The sequence below is a fragment of the Rhodococcus sp. NPDC057135 genome, from assembly GCF_042670865.1.
Lineage (GTDB): Bacteria > Actinomycetota > Actinomycetes > Mycobacteriales > Mycobacteriaceae > Rhodococcus_F.
In genome coordinates this window covers 1-14,741 of the sequence record NZ_JBHUUU010000026.1, presented here as the reverse complement: position 1 = coordinate 14,741, position 14,741 = coordinate 1, and the positions used below count along the sequence as shown (strand labels likewise).

General features: G+C 62.7%; 14 protein-coding genes and 1 pseudogene. 6 read left to right on the top strand and 9 right to left on the bottom strand.

All coding sequences use genetic code 11. From position 1 onward, the window contains the following. Positions 1 to 40: 40 nt before the first annotated feature. Positions 41 to 1,105, top strand: coding sequence for an Lrp/AsnC family transcriptional regulator (locus ACFT1A_RS30185; protein WP_378450008.1), 1,065 nt, complete (start codon positions 41 to 43; stop codon positions 1,103 to 1,105). A 58-nt stretch (positions 1,106 to 1,163) separates the two neighbouring features. On the opposite strand, the gene pheT is transcribed toward ACFT1A_RS30185, so the two are convergent. From pheT to infC, 6 genes are all read right to left on the bottom strand, one after another. After that, positions 1,164 to 3,650 carry a phenylalanine--tRNA ligase subunit beta gene (gene pheT / locus ACFT1A_RS30180; RefSeq protein WP_378450007.1) on the bottom strand — a complete coding sequence of 829 codons (2,487 nt, stop codon included), beginning with the start codon at positions 3,648 to 3,650 and terminating at the stop codon, positions 1,164 to 1,166. A 60-nt stretch (positions 3,651 to 3,710) separates the two neighbouring features. After that, a complete protein-coding gene (gene pheS, locus ACFT1A_RS30175; protein WP_378450006.1) occupies positions 3,711 to 4,781 on the bottom strand; it encodes a phenylalanine--tRNA ligase subunit alpha in 1,071 nt (356 codons plus the stop codon). A 138-nt stretch (positions 4,782 to 4,919) separates the two neighbouring features. Further along, the gene (locus ACFT1A_RS30170; protein WP_378450005.1) at positions 4,920 to 5,750 is read right to left on the bottom strand and encodes a TrmH family RNA methyltransferase; all 831 of its coding nucleotides are present in this window, start codon (positions 5,748 to 5,750) and stop codon (positions 4,920 to 4,922) included. A 23-nt stretch (positions 5,751 to 5,773) separates the two neighbouring features. Then, entirely contained in the window at positions 5,774 to 6,163 is a 390-nt protein-coding gene (gene rplT / locus ACFT1A_RS30165) for a 50S ribosomal protein L20 (RefSeq protein WP_019748616.1), read from the bottom strand. A gap of 63 nt (positions 6,164 to 6,226) precedes the next feature. Further along, entirely contained in the window at positions 6,227 to 6,421 is a 195-nt protein-coding gene (gene rpmI / locus ACFT1A_RS30160; RefSeq protein ID WP_003944043.1) for a 50S ribosomal protein L35, read from the bottom strand. 43 nt (positions 6,422 to 6,464) lie between these two features. Then, positions 6,465 to 7,157, bottom strand: a complete 693-nt coding sequence (gene infC, locus ACFT1A_RS30155) for a translation initiation factor IF-3 (protein WP_378450004.1) — start codon at positions 7,155 to 7,157, stop codon at positions 6,465 to 6,467. A gap of 388 nt (positions 7,158 to 7,545) precedes the next feature. On the opposite strand from infC, the gene ACFT1A_RS30150 reads away from it, so the two are divergent. Continuing rightward, entirely contained in the window at positions 7,546 to 7,914 is a 369-nt protein-coding gene (locus ACFT1A_RS30150) for a DUF1844 domain-containing protein (protein WP_020907885.1), read from the top strand. A 1-nt stretch (position 7,915) separates the two neighbouring features. After that, positions 7,916 to 8,332 (top strand): DUF1801 domain-containing protein, encoded by a 417-nt coding sequence (locus ACFT1A_RS30145; protein WP_378450003.1) that lies wholly within the window; start codon positions 7,916 to 7,918, stop codon positions 8,330 to 8,332. 5 nt (positions 8,333 to 8,337) lie between these two features. Here the strand turns inward: ACFT1A_RS30145 and ACFT1A_RS30140 are convergent, their stop codons facing one another. Then, a complete protein-coding gene (locus ACFT1A_RS30140; RefSeq protein ID WP_378450002.1) occupies positions 8,338 to 9,048 on the bottom strand; it encodes a helix-turn-helix transcriptional regulator in 711 nt (236 codons plus the stop codon). An 80-nt stretch (positions 9,049 to 9,128) separates the two neighbouring features. Here ACFT1A_RS30140 and ACFT1A_RS30135 point away from each other — a divergent pair, with 80 nt between their 5' ends. Then, positions 9,129 to 9,836 carry an alpha/beta fold hydrolase gene (locus tag ACFT1A_RS30135; protein WP_378450001.1) on the top strand — a complete coding sequence of 236 codons (708 nt, stop codon included), beginning with the start codon at positions 9,129 to 9,131 and terminating at the stop codon, positions 9,834 to 9,836. Between the two features lie 71 nt (positions 9,837 to 9,907). Here ACFT1A_RS30135 and uvrA read toward each other — a convergent pair whose 3' ends face one another. Next, on the bottom strand, positions 9,908 to 12,868 hold the full coding sequence (gene uvrA, locus ACFT1A_RS30130) for an excinuclease ABC subunit UvrA (protein WP_378450022.1): 2,961 nt from the start codon (positions 12,866 to 12,868) through the stop codon (positions 9,908 to 9,910). 174 nt (positions 12,869 to 13,042) lie between these two features. On the opposite strand from uvrA, the gene ACFT1A_RS30125 reads away from it, so the two are divergent. Further along, positions 13,043 to 13,729 (top strand): MBL fold metallo-hydrolase, encoded by a 687-nt coding sequence (locus ACFT1A_RS30125; RefSeq protein WP_378450000.1) that lies wholly within the window; start codon positions 13,043 to 13,045, stop codon positions 13,727 to 13,729. Between the two features lie 27 nt (positions 13,730 to 13,756). Here the strand turns inward: ACFT1A_RS30125 and ACFT1A_RS30120 are convergent, their stop codons facing one another. Beyond that, entirely contained in the window at positions 13,757 to 14,326 is a 570-nt protein-coding gene (locus ACFT1A_RS30120; protein WP_378449999.1) for a DUF2716 domain-containing protein, read from the bottom strand. A 244-nt stretch (positions 14,327 to 14,570) separates the two neighbouring features. Here ACFT1A_RS30120 and ACFT1A_RS30115 point away from each other — a divergent pair. Further along, a pseudogene (locus ACFT1A_RS30115) lies at positions 14,571 to 14,741 on the top strand (DoxX family protein); the annotation flags it as partial.

The window sequence follows — 14,741 nt, the reverse complement described above, 5'->3', positions numbered from 1 at the left end:
ATAGTCCGAATCTTGCAGCAATATGCCGGATAATGACGTTATGAGCGCACAAGATGTCGGCAACGGTCGCGGGATAGATGAAATCGATCTGAGGATAATCAATGCGCTCCAGCTCGCACCTCGATCCACGTGGCTTTCGTTGGCCGGACCACTCGAACTCGACGCCGCGACTCTCGCCCGTCGTTGGAATCGACTCTCCGAATCGTCGTTGGCCTGGGTCACGGTCACTCCAGGGCCACAGGTGCTGGGCAGCATCGTCACAGCGATCATCGAAATCGATTGCTCACCTGCTCTTCTCGACGCCGTCGCGGCACGGCTGACTTGCTCGGCCCACGCCGTGACCATCGAAGCATCAACGGGCAGAGCAGATCTGCTCGTCACGGCCGGTACTGCGGACTTGGCGTCGATGTCACGTTTCATTTCGGAGGAGGTCGCAACGATCGACGGCGTATCGGCGCTACGCACGTCTGTCATCACACGTTGGTTCACCGAAGGAGGTCGTTGGCGACTCAACGCGCTGGCGCCTGCCGAGCGCGGTGTCCTGACCACTGGTGACACACGTCAAGCCGGAAGAGCACGCACAGTCGGCATCTCGGAACAGGATCGCAAGGTTCTGACAATGCTCGCCTACGACGGGCGCGCTCCCATGCGGGAGTTGGCCGACGCGATCGGTGTCAGTCCCGCTGCGTGCAAACGCCAGGTCGACCGGCTCACGTCCTCCGGGTTGGTGGCGCTGCGGTGTGAATTCGCCCGTCCACTGGCCGGGCTTCCTGTACTCGCCACTCTGTGGTGCCGCATCGAACCCGAACTTCTCGATGCGGCAGGTCGAATACTGAGTCGGGCGCCGGAAGTTCGGAATTGCTTCGCCGTGGTCGGCGCTGACAACCTGGTTGTTCAGTTGTGGCTGCATTCTCCGGCAGAACTCGATGCCTTCGAGATTCGCCTGCGCCAAGAATTCCCAGGACTGCACGTCGGCGAACGGTCGATCGTCCTCTACTTACGCAAACTCCTCGGTCACGTACTCGATCAGAACGGACGCAGGACATCGACGATCGCCCCGGACGTGTGGTTGCCGAGCCGCACCGAATCACCGGGAAATCGATAGCACGAAAGAGCCCACGACCACCAGGGATGGTCGTGGGCTCTGTGATCAGTTGGGAAAATCAGCCCCGCATCTGCGCACCGACAGCCTTGGACGCCGCCTCCACTGCCGCATCACGCGCGGCACTGGCCTCGTCCTCGGTCAGCGTGCGGTCGACGCCGCGGAATCGCAATGCGAACGCGAGCGACTTGCGGCCTTCACCGACCTGCTCACCTTCGAAGACGTCGAACAGGCGAATGTCTTCGAGAAGCTCGCCGCCGCCGGAACGCAGAGCTTCCTGCACCTTGGCCGCCGGAATGTCGCGATCGACAACAACCGCCACATCCTGGAGTACTGCGGGGAACGGCGAAATGCGCGGCGCCGGCAGATTCTCGACCAACGGCAAAGCGTCGAGGTCGATTTCCAATGCGCAGGTACGCGCAGGCAGTCCGGCACGCTCGAGAACAGCCGGGTGCAATTCGCCGGCATGACCGACAACATTGCCGTCGACCAGCACCTCGGCGCAGCGGCCGGGATGCCACGGCAGATACTGCGCCGCACGCAGTTCCACCTCGACGCCCGCTGCAGCCGCGATGACCCGCACTGCTGCAAAAGTGTCCGAAGCCTCGGCCTGACGACCCGGACCCCAGGGGCCGCTCGGCTCCCGCAATCCACTCAGCACAGCAGCGAGGTGAACGGGCTGCGCCGGCAACGACGCGATCAGGTTTGCGATCTGCTCATCCGTCGGACGGCGATCGACCGGCAATGCATCAACGGGCTTGGTGTCGGGGCCTGGCAGCACGACCTGCGCGATGCCGTACAGCGACAGATCACGCTGGCCGCGAGAAGCGTTGCGAGCCAAGATCTCCAGCAGACCCGGAAGCAGAGTTGTCGCCAACTCCGGACGATCGGCTTCGAGCGGGTTGAGAACCTTGCTGGTGTTACGGCGCGGATCGTCCGCGTCGAGGCCCCAGACGTCGAAGACGTTGGTGGGCAGGAACACCGGAGGAAGGACCTCGACATAGCCGGCGTGAGCGACAGCCTTCGAGACCGTGCGCTTGCGCCGCTGCGACGCAGTCAAACCGCGTCCGGCCGGAGCGGCGGGAAGAACCGACGGGATCTGCTCGAGACCTTCGAGACGGAGTACTTCCTCGACGAGGTCTGCAGGCTGCACCAGGTCCGGACGCCACGACGGCGGCGTCGCGACCAACTGGCCGTGTCCCTCTTCGCTGACGCCGACCTCGACGTTGCACCCGACCTGGGTGAGGCGGCGAGCGGCGGTACCGTTCGGGTACGTGACTCCGGCGACACGGTCGGGCAGGTCGATATCCATGCGAATGGCAGCGCGAGGGGCGACGTCACCGACGTCGGTCAAGACCGGCTCGATCCGTCCGCCGGCAATCTCGACCAGCAGAGCGGCTGCGCGATCGACAGCCGCGAGCGGAATCGCCGGATCGACGACGCGCTCGAAACGCTTGCTCGCCTCGCTCGGCAGCTTGTGCCGGCGCGCTGTCTTGAAGACTGCGAGCGGATCCCAGGTAGCTCCTTCGAGCAGGATGTCCGTCGTTGCAGTTCCCACCTCGGTGGTGGCGCCGCCCATGACGGCCGCCAGAGAAATGACTCCGGAATCGTCGGCGATGACAACATCTTCGGGATCGAGCGTGCGTTCGACGTCGTCGAGCGTCGTCAGCTTCTCCCCCGCCTTGGCACGACGGACCACCAGGTCGCCTTGCACCGCGGTCGCGTCGAACGCGTGCAGAGGCTGACCGAGTTCGAGCATCACGTAATTGGTGACGTCGACGGCCGGCGAGATCGGGCGAACACCGGAGAGCAGCAGTCGACGCTGCAGCCACCACGGGCTCACCGCCTCGGGATCGATTCCCGTGATCTTTCGCATCACGAAACGCGACGCCTTGGACTCCGGTTCGAGATGCACCGGCCAGGCTTCACCCTCGGCCGGATGCGCGGGAACCGAAGCGGGATCGGCGTATTCGAGATCGAATCCGCAGGCGAGTTCACGCGTGAGGCCGCGGACCGAGAAGCAGTAGCCACGGTCCGGGGTGATGTTCAGTTCGATGATCGTGTCACCGAGACCGAGCAACTCGTTGCCATCGGCGCCGGGTTCGGCGGTACCGGGCTCGAGCACCAGAATGCCCGAATGGTCCTTGCCGATACCGAGTTCCGAGACGGAGCAGATCATGCCGTCGGACACCTGGCCGTACGTCTTGCGAGTGGCGATTTCGAATCCGCCGGGCAGCACAGCGCCGGGCAGTGCAACGACGACGAGGTCGCCCTCGTTGAAATTGCGCGCGCCGCAGACGATGCCGCGAGGCTCGGGCTCACCGACCTCGACCTGACAGAAGCGGATCGGCTTCTTGAACTCGGTCAGTTCGGTGATGGAGACGACCTTGCCGACGACCAAGGGGCCGTCGATCGCCTCGAGTGTGTCGAGTTCCTCGACTTCGAGTCCTACCCGGACGAACCCGGCGTCCAACTCTTCCGGGGTCACCTCCCAGTCCGGAGTTGCCCGCTGCAGGATCTCGGTCAGCCAGGATTGCGCTACTCGCACGTCTGCTCAGCTCTCTCGTTTGTCGATAAGTCTTTGTGAAGGTTCCGCGTACCGGGTCAGTTAGCCTGCGACACCGAAGGGCAGCGTGAAACGCACGTCGCCTTCGACGATGTCACGCATGTCCGGGATGCCGTTGCGGAACTGCAGGGTCCGCTCGAGGCCCATTCCGAATGCGAAACCCGAGTACTCGTCAGGATCGATACCGCTGGCGCGCAGAACGTTCGGGTTGACCATGCCGCAGCCACCCCACTCGACCCAGCCCGCCCCGCCCTTCTTGTTCGCGAACCACACGTCGACCTCTGCCGACGGTTCCGTGAACGGGAAGTAGTTGGGGCGCATACGGGTACGCGTCTCGGGGCCGAAAAGGGCGCGAGCGAACGCGTCGAGAGTTCCGCGCAGGTTGGCCATCGTCAGGCCCTTGTCGACGGCCAGTCCTTCGACCTGCGAGAAGACAGGCGTGTGGGTCGCATCGAGTTCGTCGGTGCGGAACGTGCGACCCGGGCACACCACGTAGATCGGCACCTCACGCGAGAGCATCGTGCGGACCTGCACGGGTGAGGTGTGGGTTCGCAGCACCTGGCGAGAGTTCTCGGGCGCCAGGTGGAAGGTGTCCTGCATCGTGCGGGCAGGGTGATCCGGCAAGAAGTTGAGCGCGTCGAAGTTGAAGTGCTCGGTCTCCACCTCTGGGCCCTCGGCAACTTCCCAACCCATCGCGACGAATACGTCGGCGACCTGCTCGGAAATCAGGCTGATCGGGTGACGCGCACCAACAGGGTGGCGATCGGAGGGCAGAGTGACGTCGATTGCCTCGGCGACCAACACCGCGGCGTCACGCTCGGCGAGAAGGACCTCACGACGAGCGTCGTACGCGTTGTTGATCCGGGTGCGGAAGATGTTGACGCGCTTGCCTGCGTCCGCCTTTTCCTTACCCGGAAGGCTGCCGAGTCCCCGGCGAGCGAGGGCGATCGGGGACTTGTCCCCCAGATGCTCCACCTTGACGTGCGCCAGCGCATCCAGGTCAGCGGCTTCCGCGAGCGCCTTCTCGGCATTCTCAGCCGCAGCGGTCAACGCCTCTTCGGTGAGCACACTCGCGTCGACCTCCGGCGGTGTCGCGCCCTCATTTTTGGCCACGGCTGTGACACTCCTGTCGCTTCTCGGTTTGCTTCTCGTACTGCTTGCGAGCTTTCGAGCCCGTTCGAGCATTGTCTCTGCTCTTGTATTGTCTCAGGCTTCCGCAAATGGGATTCCGTGAGGTCTTCGCGCGCGTTTTCAGCTGCGATCGGTCGTGCGATTCTGCACCCTCGCGCTTGCATACAGGCAAATTGCCGCCGCTGTTGCAAGGTTCAGACTTTCGGCGCGGCCGTGGATCGGAATCCGCACCCGATGATCGGCCTGCGCTGCGATCGCCGGATCGAGACCGTGAGCTTCGTTTCCGAACAGCCAGGCCGTCGGCTTGCTCAGCAACTCGTCGGCCTCGTCGAGATCGACCTCGCCGTCGGCCGCGGTCGCGAGAATTTGAATGCCGGCGGCGCGAATCTGTTCGATCACCGACACCGTGTCTCGTTCGCGGACAACCGGCAGGTGAAAGAGGCTGCCCGCCGACGAACGAACCACCTTGCCGTTGTGCGGATCGACGCTGTCACCGGCGAGGATTGCCGCATCGGCGCCCACCGCGTCGGCGATGCGAATGACGGTGCCGGCATTGCCGGGTTCGTTGACCTCGACCGGCACTGCGAGCAGGCGGGTGTCCTGGTTGACGGCTGCGCTCAGCTGTACGTCGAGGAGATCACTGACAGCAACAAGACCGGGCGGCGTGACGGTATCGCTCAGAGCTTTGATTGCCCGATCGGTGACAAGAGAAACGCGAACTCCCGCGGTCAGCGCCCGATCGATGACGTGCTGATACCGCTCGGCTGCGTCTTCTGTGTAGAAGAGGTCGTGGACCGGGCGGTTCTCGCCGTTCGCGAGCGCACCGTTCAACAGTTCGGTGACCGAGTTCTCGCCTTCGACGAGGAAACGTCCTGCTTTACGTCGTTCTGCTGTGCGCAGGAGCTTGACAGCAGAAACGACCCGCGGAGTCCGCTCGGTGAGCGGGTCCACGGGCCGTTGCTGTGATGCGTGAATCAGGCTGCTTCTCCGGCAGGAGCGTTCACGTCAGCCGGCAGAGCGGCCTTCGCGAGTGCGACCAGGCCGGCAAAGGCCTCGGCATCGGAGACAGCGAGCTCAGCCAGGATCTTGCGGTCGACCTCGACCTCTGCCAGGCGCAGGCCCTGGATGAGGCGGTTGTACGTGATGTCGTTTGCGCGAGCTGCAGCGTTGATACGCGTGATCCACAGCTTGCGGAACTCGCCCTTGCGCGCACGACGGTCGCGGTACGCGTAGGTGAGCGAGTGGAGCTGCTGCTCCTTGGCCTTGGTGTACAGACGCGAACGCTGTCCACGGTAGCCGCTGGATGCAGCAAGAATTGAACGACGCTTCTTCTGGGCGTTGACCGCCCTCTTTACGCGTGCCACTTGAAAAATCCTGTCAATCTAGGGGCTTAAAGTACGACCCCGGGTGGTCAGTAAGGGGGCGACTCAGATGCCGAGCATGCGCTTGATGCGCGGAGCGTCGTCAGGGCTGACAACAGCGACACCGTCGAGACGACGGGTAACCCTGCTGGACTTGTGCTCGAGAAGGTGGCGACGGCCGGCCTTCTGGCGCATGAGCTTTCCGCTGCCGGACACCTTGAATCGCTTCGAGGCGCCGCTGTGGCTCTTCATCTTGGGCATGGAGTCCTCAGTTCTTGTTACGTGGTGGATCTTGGGAAATCGACTAGCTGGCCGGAGCCTCGGGAGCGGCATCGCCGGTCGCCGGTGCTTCCGGAGCTGCTTCACTCGTAGCCGGTGCGGCCGGAGCCGGACGCGGTGCGGCCTGAGCCACTGGCGCCTGAGCGCTCTCCTGCGCCTTGACGCGAGTCTTGGCGCCCTTGTGCGGTGCCAACACCATCGTCATGTTTCGGCCGTCCTGCTTTGCCGAGGTTTCGACGAATCCGAGATCTGCGACGTCTGCTCCCAGACGCTGCAGAAGGCGGTAGCCGAGTTCGGGGCGTGACTGCTCACGTCCGCGGAACATGATCGTGACCTTGACCTTGGAACCGGCTTCGAGGAAGCGAACGACGTTGCGCTTCTTGGTCTCGTAGTCGTGGTCGTCGATCTTGGGTCGGAGCTTCTGCTCCTTGATGACCGTCAGCTGCTGGTTCTTACGTGACTCACGTGCCTTCTGTGCAGCCTCGTACTTGAACTTGCCGTAGTCCATGATCTTGCAGACCGGTGGACGGGCATCAGGAGCTACCTCGACCAGGTCGAGGTCGGCCTCAAGGGCCAAGCGGAGTGCATCTTCAACACGCACGATGCCTACCTGTTCGCCGCCAGGTCCGACCAAACGAACCTCGGGAACGCGGATACGATCGTTGATGCGGGTCTCAGTGCTGATGGGGCCTCCTAGGTTGAACGGTGCGGTCTTCATGACCGCACGCAGCCCGTACCGCCCGCACCCCAACAAAAAAGCCCCGCTGTGATGATTGCTCATCCGCGGGGCCCGATGTCGACCGATCACATAAGATCCAGCTCACGCCAAAACTTATCTCCTCGACTGTGCGAGGAACCTGACGAAGAACTGATCTCCATTACAAGAACGGATCTTCGCTATCAGGTGACCGGAACCGCTGAACTGCAGTATTACCTGCCGTGCAGAGGTGGGAGTCGGACTCCACTTGCTGCCCCCGAACAAGTCGGAGGCGGTCGTTGCAACAAGAGTAACAGGTCGCCGGAGATGAAAGAAATCGGTGCCGGTCCCCCACATCGGGGAGAGGCCCGATTCAACGCGATCACGGCCTGATGGAATCCTTACATCCATGAGTGAGAACTTCGAGGCAGATCAGAACACCGACGGCGCGAATCCCGACGTCCGCGAACTCTCCGAAGTTCCCGCGGTCGAGGTCATCAGCCGCGCCGCAGTGATGCTGATGAGTTCGGCTGCCGAAAAACTCGGCCTCTCCGATGCCGACCCGTCTTCCAGCCCCTACCTCGACCTCGACGAAGCGCGTCGAGTCATCACCGCGCTTGCCGGACTGGTGACTGCGTCGGTGGAGTACCTCGGCCCCCACGCCGGGCCCATCCGCGAAGGCCTCCAAGCCTTGCAGCGCGCATTCCGTGAGGCCTCCTCGCATCCGGACGAGCCAGGAAAGGGACCGGGCGAGAAGTTCACCGGCCCGGTCTACTGAGTTGGCAACCGCCAACAAGACTCGACCGACGCCCGAGGACGTCGACGCGTTCATTTCCCGCGTCGACGATCGCAAGCGCGCCGACAGTGTGGAGTTGATCTCCTTGCTGTCGGCCGCCACGGGCGAGCCTGCTGTGATGTGGGGCTCGAGCATCATCGGATTCGGGGCACGGCACTACCGGTATGCGAGTGGCCACGAGGGAGACACTCCACTGATCGGGTTCTCCCCCAGGGCCACCGCACTCACGTTGTACTTGTCGCTGAACTTCGACGATTACACGGACACGCTCGCGCGCCTCGGCAAGCACAAGATCGGTAAAGGCTGCCTGTACGTCAAACGGCTGAGCGACGTCGACCCAGCCGTCTTGACCGAGCTGATCACGGATTCCGTTGCCGCAGCCCGCAACATGATCGACTGAGTCGCTCACCTTCGGGGCGCAACAGGCCGAGCGTCGTCGGGCGGTTGGCCGAAGACGCTCGAATCCCGTGGTGTGAAGTGATTGTTCGTCAGCGTGGCCCGACGCATTCGATCGAGTCGAAACCATCGCACGGCGTCGCGCTGGCGACACCAGCCGATGAGAAACCACAGTCCACGGTCCTGCGCCAGAATGTGCGGCTCAACTGCCCGCACCGTCTCCGAACCGTCCCCATCCACATAGTGCAACGACACGACGCGACTCTGTTCGAGACCCTGCTCGACTGCCTGCCGGTTCGCGCGCGAATCCGTCAGAGCCCCGACGTCTCCGCGAATCCACACGCGGCCACCGAGTTCGGCGACCTTACGACGACTCTCCTCGTCCATCACGTCGAGCAGTTTCGCCAGCGCCGCACGTCCATCCGGCGCAAACGGAGCATCGCCCATCGCCGTCAACGCCAACGCGATTGAAACTGCTTGCGGAACAGTGAAATTCACCGGCGGTAGCGTGGCGCGACCTACGAGTCGGTATCCACCCCCAGGACCTGAGCGCGCCTCGATCGCCGCACCCGACATCATCAGCGTCTCGATATCGCGTTTGATCGTTCGGGTGGTGACACCGAATTCCTCGGACAATCGGGAACACGTAGTCCCTCGTTCACCCTGTCGCCGAAGCTCCTCGACAAGAGCATGCAATCTCGCAGCTCGATTCACACTCACAAGTGTCTCAGATTTCGATACCAAACGGTGACATAATTAGTGACAGTCCGTTGTCACCATCCCGGCTGCACAGTGAGTACATGAAAACTCACATCGTTCTTGTTCCCGGATTCTGGCTCGGTTCATGGGCATGGGATGCAGTCCTCCCGCACCTCGAGCGTTCCGACACCCGCGTGACCAGTCTGACGCTGCCCGGACTCGACGCCGTCGATGCAGATCGATCAGCGGTCACCTTCGACGCCCACGTCCGCGCAGTCATCGACGCTGTAACGGATTCCGACGAACGCACGGTCCTGGTCGTTCACAGCGGCGCCGGCCCGGTGGGGTACGCAGTCACCGATCGCATCCCGGATCGCGTCGCTCGGATCGTCTACGTCGACTCGGGCCCGATGCCCGACGGCGCAGCGCTGCGGCCGGATTTGGCCGCAGATGTCGTCGAGATACCTCTGCCGACGTGGGCAGAACTCGAAGCAGACGGCAGCAGCCTCGAAGGACTCGACGAGAAAGCTCTCGACGCGTTTCGCACCAACGCCGTCCCCGAACCGGCCGGGCCGGCACGTGAGCCGATTGTCCTGACGAACGAGAAGCGCTACCAGGTGCCGTCAACCGTCGTTTGCAGCACGTTCCCGTCAGCGGTGATCGCCCAGATGGCCGACGGGGGTCATCCGATGGCCGCGGAACTGGCGAAACTCCCAGTGACGTATGTCGACCTCCCGACCGGCCATTGGCCGATGTGGTCGCGCCCCGAAGACGTTGCCCAGGTGATCCTCGAGGCCACCGCTTCCTGACCGACAGAGCGGTGATGCCGGGTCGATTCCGACCCGGCATCACTGACCGACTTCTACCTACTCACGTTCTGCTAGCTCACGGAAGCAGCTTTCTTCCGTGGCGCAGCCTTCTTAGTTGCAACTGCCTTCGTTGCGCGCTTCTTGGTGATCGGCTTGGCCTTGACCGGTGCGTGCTGTGCGGTGAGAACTTCACTGAGGAACTTGCCCGTGTAGCTCTCGGGGACCGCGGCAACGTCTTCCGGAGTACCTTGCGCCACAACGGTTCCGCCGCCGGATCCACCTTCGGGCCCCATGTCGACGACCCAGTCCGACGTCTTGATCACGTCGAGGTTGTGCTCGATCACGATCACGCTGTTGCCCTTTTCGACCAGACCGTTGATCACGATCAAGAGCTTGCGGATGTCCTCGAAATGCAGACCCGTGGTGGGCTCGTCGAGGATGTACACGGTCCGGCCGGTCGACCGTTTCTGCAGTTCGGCGGCGAGCTTGACGCGTTGTGCCTCACCGCCGGACAGGGTGGGAGCCGGCTGACCCAGTCGAACGTAGCCCAGACCGACGTCGACCAGAGTCTTGAGGTACCGGTGAATGGAGGTGACCGGTTGGAAGAACTCGGCTGCTTCCTCGATCGGCATGTCGAGAACCTCGGCGATCGACTTGCCCTTGTAGTGGACCTCGAGCGTTTCGCGGTTGTACCGAGCGCCGTGGCACACCTCGCACGGCACGTAGACGTCCGGCAAGAAGTTCATCTCGATCTTCAGCGTTCCGTCGCCGGAGCACGCCTCACAGCGTCCGCCCTTGACGTTGAACGAGAACCGACCAGGCTGGTATCCGCGGACCTTCGCTTCCGTGGTGGCTGCGAAGAGGGTTCGGATCTTGTCGAACACACCGGTGTACGTCGCCGCATTCGATCGCGGAGTCCGGCCGATCGGAGACTGATCGACCTGCACGAGCTTGTCCAGCTGATCGAGACCGTTGATTCGTGTGTGACGGCCGGGCACCTGGCGTGCACCGTTGAGCTTGTTCGCCATGACGGTCGCGAGAATGTCGTTGACCAACGTCGACTTACCCGAACCGGAGACACCGGTGACAGCGGTGAGAACGCCCAGCGGGAAGCTCACGTCGATGCCGTCGAGATTGTGCTCGCGAGCTCCGACGACCGTGACCTGACGCTTGCGGTCCACCGGCCGACGAATGGCCGGAACCTCGATGAAGCTGCGACCCGACAGGTAGGCGCCGGTCAGGGACTCTTCACACGTCAGCAGTTCTTCGTACGGCCCACTGTGGACGACCTTGCCGCCGTGCTCGCCGGCGTACGGTCCGATGTCGACCACCCAGTCAGATGTACGGATGGTGTCTTCGTCATGCTCGACCACGATCAATGTGTTGCCGAGGTCACGCAAGCGCGTCAGAGTTTCGATCAGTCGCCGGTTGTCGCGCTGATGCAGGCCGATGGACGGCTCGTCGAGGACGTACAGCACGCCGACGAGTCCGGATCCGATCTGCGTTGCCAAGCGGATTCGCTGGGCTTCGCCACCGGACAACGTGCCTGCGGCACGCGAGAGAGACAGGTATTCAAGGCCGACGTCGAGCAGGAACCCGAGGCGCGCCTGAACTTCCTTGAGGACCTGACCCGCAATGGCCTCTTCGCGCGAACCGAGAGTGAGGCTGTTTAGGAAGTCCGCGCAGTCCGAGATGGAGAGTTCACAGACCTCGGCGATGGACTTACTGCCGAAATCTCCAGCCGCGATAGTTACTGACAGGATTTCCGGGCGCAGGCGCGCTCCACCACACGCCGGGCACGGGGTGTCGCGCATGTACCCGTCGTAGCGTTCCTTCATCTGATCGGACTCAGTCTGTTCGAGGCGGCGGTGCAGGAACGGCATCACACCTTCGAACTCGGCGTAATAAGAACGGGTACGGCCGTACCGATTTTTGTACCGGACGTGAACCTGCTCCTCACTACCTTCGAGGATCGCTTTGCGGGCCTTCGCCGGCAACTTGTTCCACGGCGTTTTCATGTCGAAACCGAGGATGTCGCCGAGGCCGGACAGCAAACGTCCGAAGTACTCCGAACTCTGGCCCATCGACCACGGCGCGATTGCTCCGTCTTCGAGACTCAGGTCGGGATCGGGAACCACCAGATCCGGGTCGACCTCCTTGCGGATACCGAGACCGGTGCATTCGGGGCAGGCACCGTAGGGCGAGTTGAAGGAAAACGAGCGCGGTTCGAGATCGTCGATGGCAAGAGCGTGGCCATTCGGGCAGGCCAGCTTCTCAGAGAAACGACGCTCTCGATCAGGTGCATTTTCCTCGCGGTCGACGAAGTCGAGGACGACGATGCCTTCGGCCAATCGAAGGGCGGTCTCGACCGAATCGGTCAGGCGCTGCTTCGAGCTCGCCTTGACCTGCAAGCGGTCGACAACAACTTCGATGTCGTGCTTTTCCTGCTTCTTGAGCTTCGGCGGATCAGCGAGTGAATGGACCACACCGTCGACGCGCACTCGCGAATAGCCCTGAGTGTTGAGCTGATCGAAGAGATCGACGAACTCGCCCTTGCGTGTACGAACCACCGGTGCGAGGACCTGGAACTTGATGCCCTCGTCCATCTCGAGCACCTGGTCGACGATCTGCTGGGGCGTCTGACGTGCGATCTTCTCACCACACACCGGGCAGTGCGCTGAACCCGCGCGGGCATAGAGGAGTCGGAGGTAGTCGTAGACCTCGGTGATGGTGCCCACCGTCGAACGCGGGTTGCGGTTGGTCGACTTCTGGTCGATCGACACCGCAGGAGACAGTCCTTCGATGAAATCCACGTCCGGCTTGTCCATCTGACCGAGGAACTGACGCGCGTATGCCGAGAGCGACTCGACGTAGCGGCGCTGACCTTCGGCGAAGATCGTGTCGAAGGCGAGGCTGGACTTGCCGGAGCCCGACAACCCGGTGAAGACGATCAGGCTGTCTCGCGGGAGGTCGAGATCGACTCCTCGCAGATTGTGCTCACGCGCACCCCGCACGATCAGGCGATCCGCCACACCAATTCCCTTCATTGTCAATCATCTGGGGCCGTCCCCCCGGAGAAGTCTCGAGCGGCCTCGCAAACGCGAGTCCTCGAGCGATCGTCATCGTAGGCCGAGCCACCGACACGTTTATCTCACCAAGCGAGCCCATCGCTCTACCTGCCCCTATTCGAAGGTAGCCTGCGATTCATGACGAATCAGCCCATCGTGATCGACGACTCCTACACCGGTCAGGTCTCCCCCGATTCTGCCCCTCAGCGGCGCACAGTCGAAGGCGCCGTCATCACGAAGATGTCGGTCGGCCCCATGGACAACAACACTTACCTCGTCGTCTGTTCCACGACCGGGAAATCTCTCCTGATCGATGCGGCCAACGAAGCCGAGAAGATCATCGCGCTCATCGAACAGGAAGCACCTGTTTTCGATTCCATCGTCACCACCCACCAGCACGGCGATCACTGGTTGGCCCTTGAGGACGTTCACGCCGCAACCAAGGTGCCGACCGCCGCACACCCCCTCGACGCGGATGTCCTTCCCGTCACCCCGGACGTTCTCCTCGAAGACGGCGACAAGGTGAACGTTGGCAACTTGAGCCTCGACGTCATTCACCTGTCCGGCCACACGCCCGGCTCCATTGCACTGGCTCTCACCGAACCGAGCGGGCAGGTTCACCTCTTCACCGGAGATTCACTCTTCCCCGGAGGCGTCGGAAAGACCGCCGACCCCGAGAAGTTCACTTCCCTACTCGACGACGTGGAAAACAAGCTGTTCGGAAGGTACGACGACGCAACCGTCGTCTACCCGGGGCACGGCAAGGACACGACACTGGGCGCCGAGCGTCCGCACTTGGCGGAGTGGCGCGAACGCGGTTGGTGACGTCTCACCCATCTGAACTGAAGCCCGCTAGTCGGCCCGTTCATTTCTGACCTGTTCGCCATTGACTCGAAGTCGTGGGAGCCAGGTCGTCAGAGTCCGGCCCAGGCCTTCGACCATCCGTTCACCGAACACGCACAACGTGCGTTCCCACGGATGGCCGAAGGTTCCTTCTCTGAATTCGTCATGCCCGAATATGTAGTAATCGCCGTTCGGATAGACCGGGACACGCCACTCCGCCAACTCCTGCGCAGCGGCATGTGACTCCGCGTCGAAGGTGTAGCCCGGATGCTGCCAATCCAGTACGACGAAGTTGGGATCGTCGTTCCAGTCGGTGACAAAACAGCGCAACGCTTCGGCGTTGATCGCATCGACGCGAGCGGCCCACGCCCCCGGCGTCTCAGATGGCGCTGCACCCAAATCGAAGACCACAGACGGCGTCGGCTCAGCGATGGCGGGCCAAGATCTTGCGTCGATGCCGGGAGTGAATCCGAAGCGGGCGCGAAACATCGCCCAGTGTCGCTCGTTCTCCTCGGCTGAGAGTTGTCCCCAACCGGCAGGAAGGGTCGAGCCGAAGTTCTGTGTCATCTTCGTAGTCACCGCACCATGGTGGTCGATCGGTCTGCATTGTGTGCCGCCTTCGAACACGCCGTGGGCGGATACGCGGTAACGGATACTTCCGAGCGAGTTGTCCGAACCCACGACGAAGTCATCGACGCAGGACAGCGCACTTCGGCGACCAGGAATCCGTCAGCCGGGTCGGGCGTCGCCGGATCGCCGAACCGGACCAATTCCTCGTGAGATCGCTAGGGTGGAAACGAACCTACATCGGGAGGCTTGAAACATGCTGGTACGTCGAATTGCTCGTCCACTGCTTTCCACGATCTTCATCGCCGGGGGAATCGATGCTTTGCGCAACCCCGCTCAGCGAGCAGCCAAAGCGTCACCCCTGATCGACAAATCCGTCGAGACGCTGCCAGGAGCAGTGACGCAGAAGGTGCCTGCTGATCCGGAA

Excerpts from the sequence above, each read along its gene's own strand:
- ACFT1A_RS30135 (WP_378450001.1), top strand. The coding sequence starts at position 9,129 with ATGAAAACTCACATCGTTCTTGTTCCCGGATTCTGGCTCGGTTCATGG.
- rpmI (WP_003944043.1), bottom strand. The coding sequence starts at position 6,421 with ATGCCCAAGATGAAGAGCCACAGCGGCGCCTCGAAGCGATTCAAGGTG.
- ACFT1A_RS30150 (WP_020907885.1), top strand. The coding sequence starts at position 7,546 with ATGAGTGAGAACTTCGAGGCAGATCAGAACACCGACGGCGCGAATCCC.
- ACFT1A_RS30185 (WP_378450008.1), top strand. The coding sequence starts at position 41 with ATGAGCGCACAAGATGTCGGCAACGGTCGCGGGATAGATGAAATCGAT.
- ACFT1A_RS30125 (WP_378450000.1), top strand. The coding sequence starts at position 13,043 with ATGACGAATCAGCCCATCGTGATCGACGACTCCTACACCGGTCAGGTC.
- infC (WP_378450004.1), bottom strand. The coding sequence starts at position 7,157 with ATGAAGACCGCACCGTTCAACCTAGGAGGCCCCATCAGCACTGAGACC.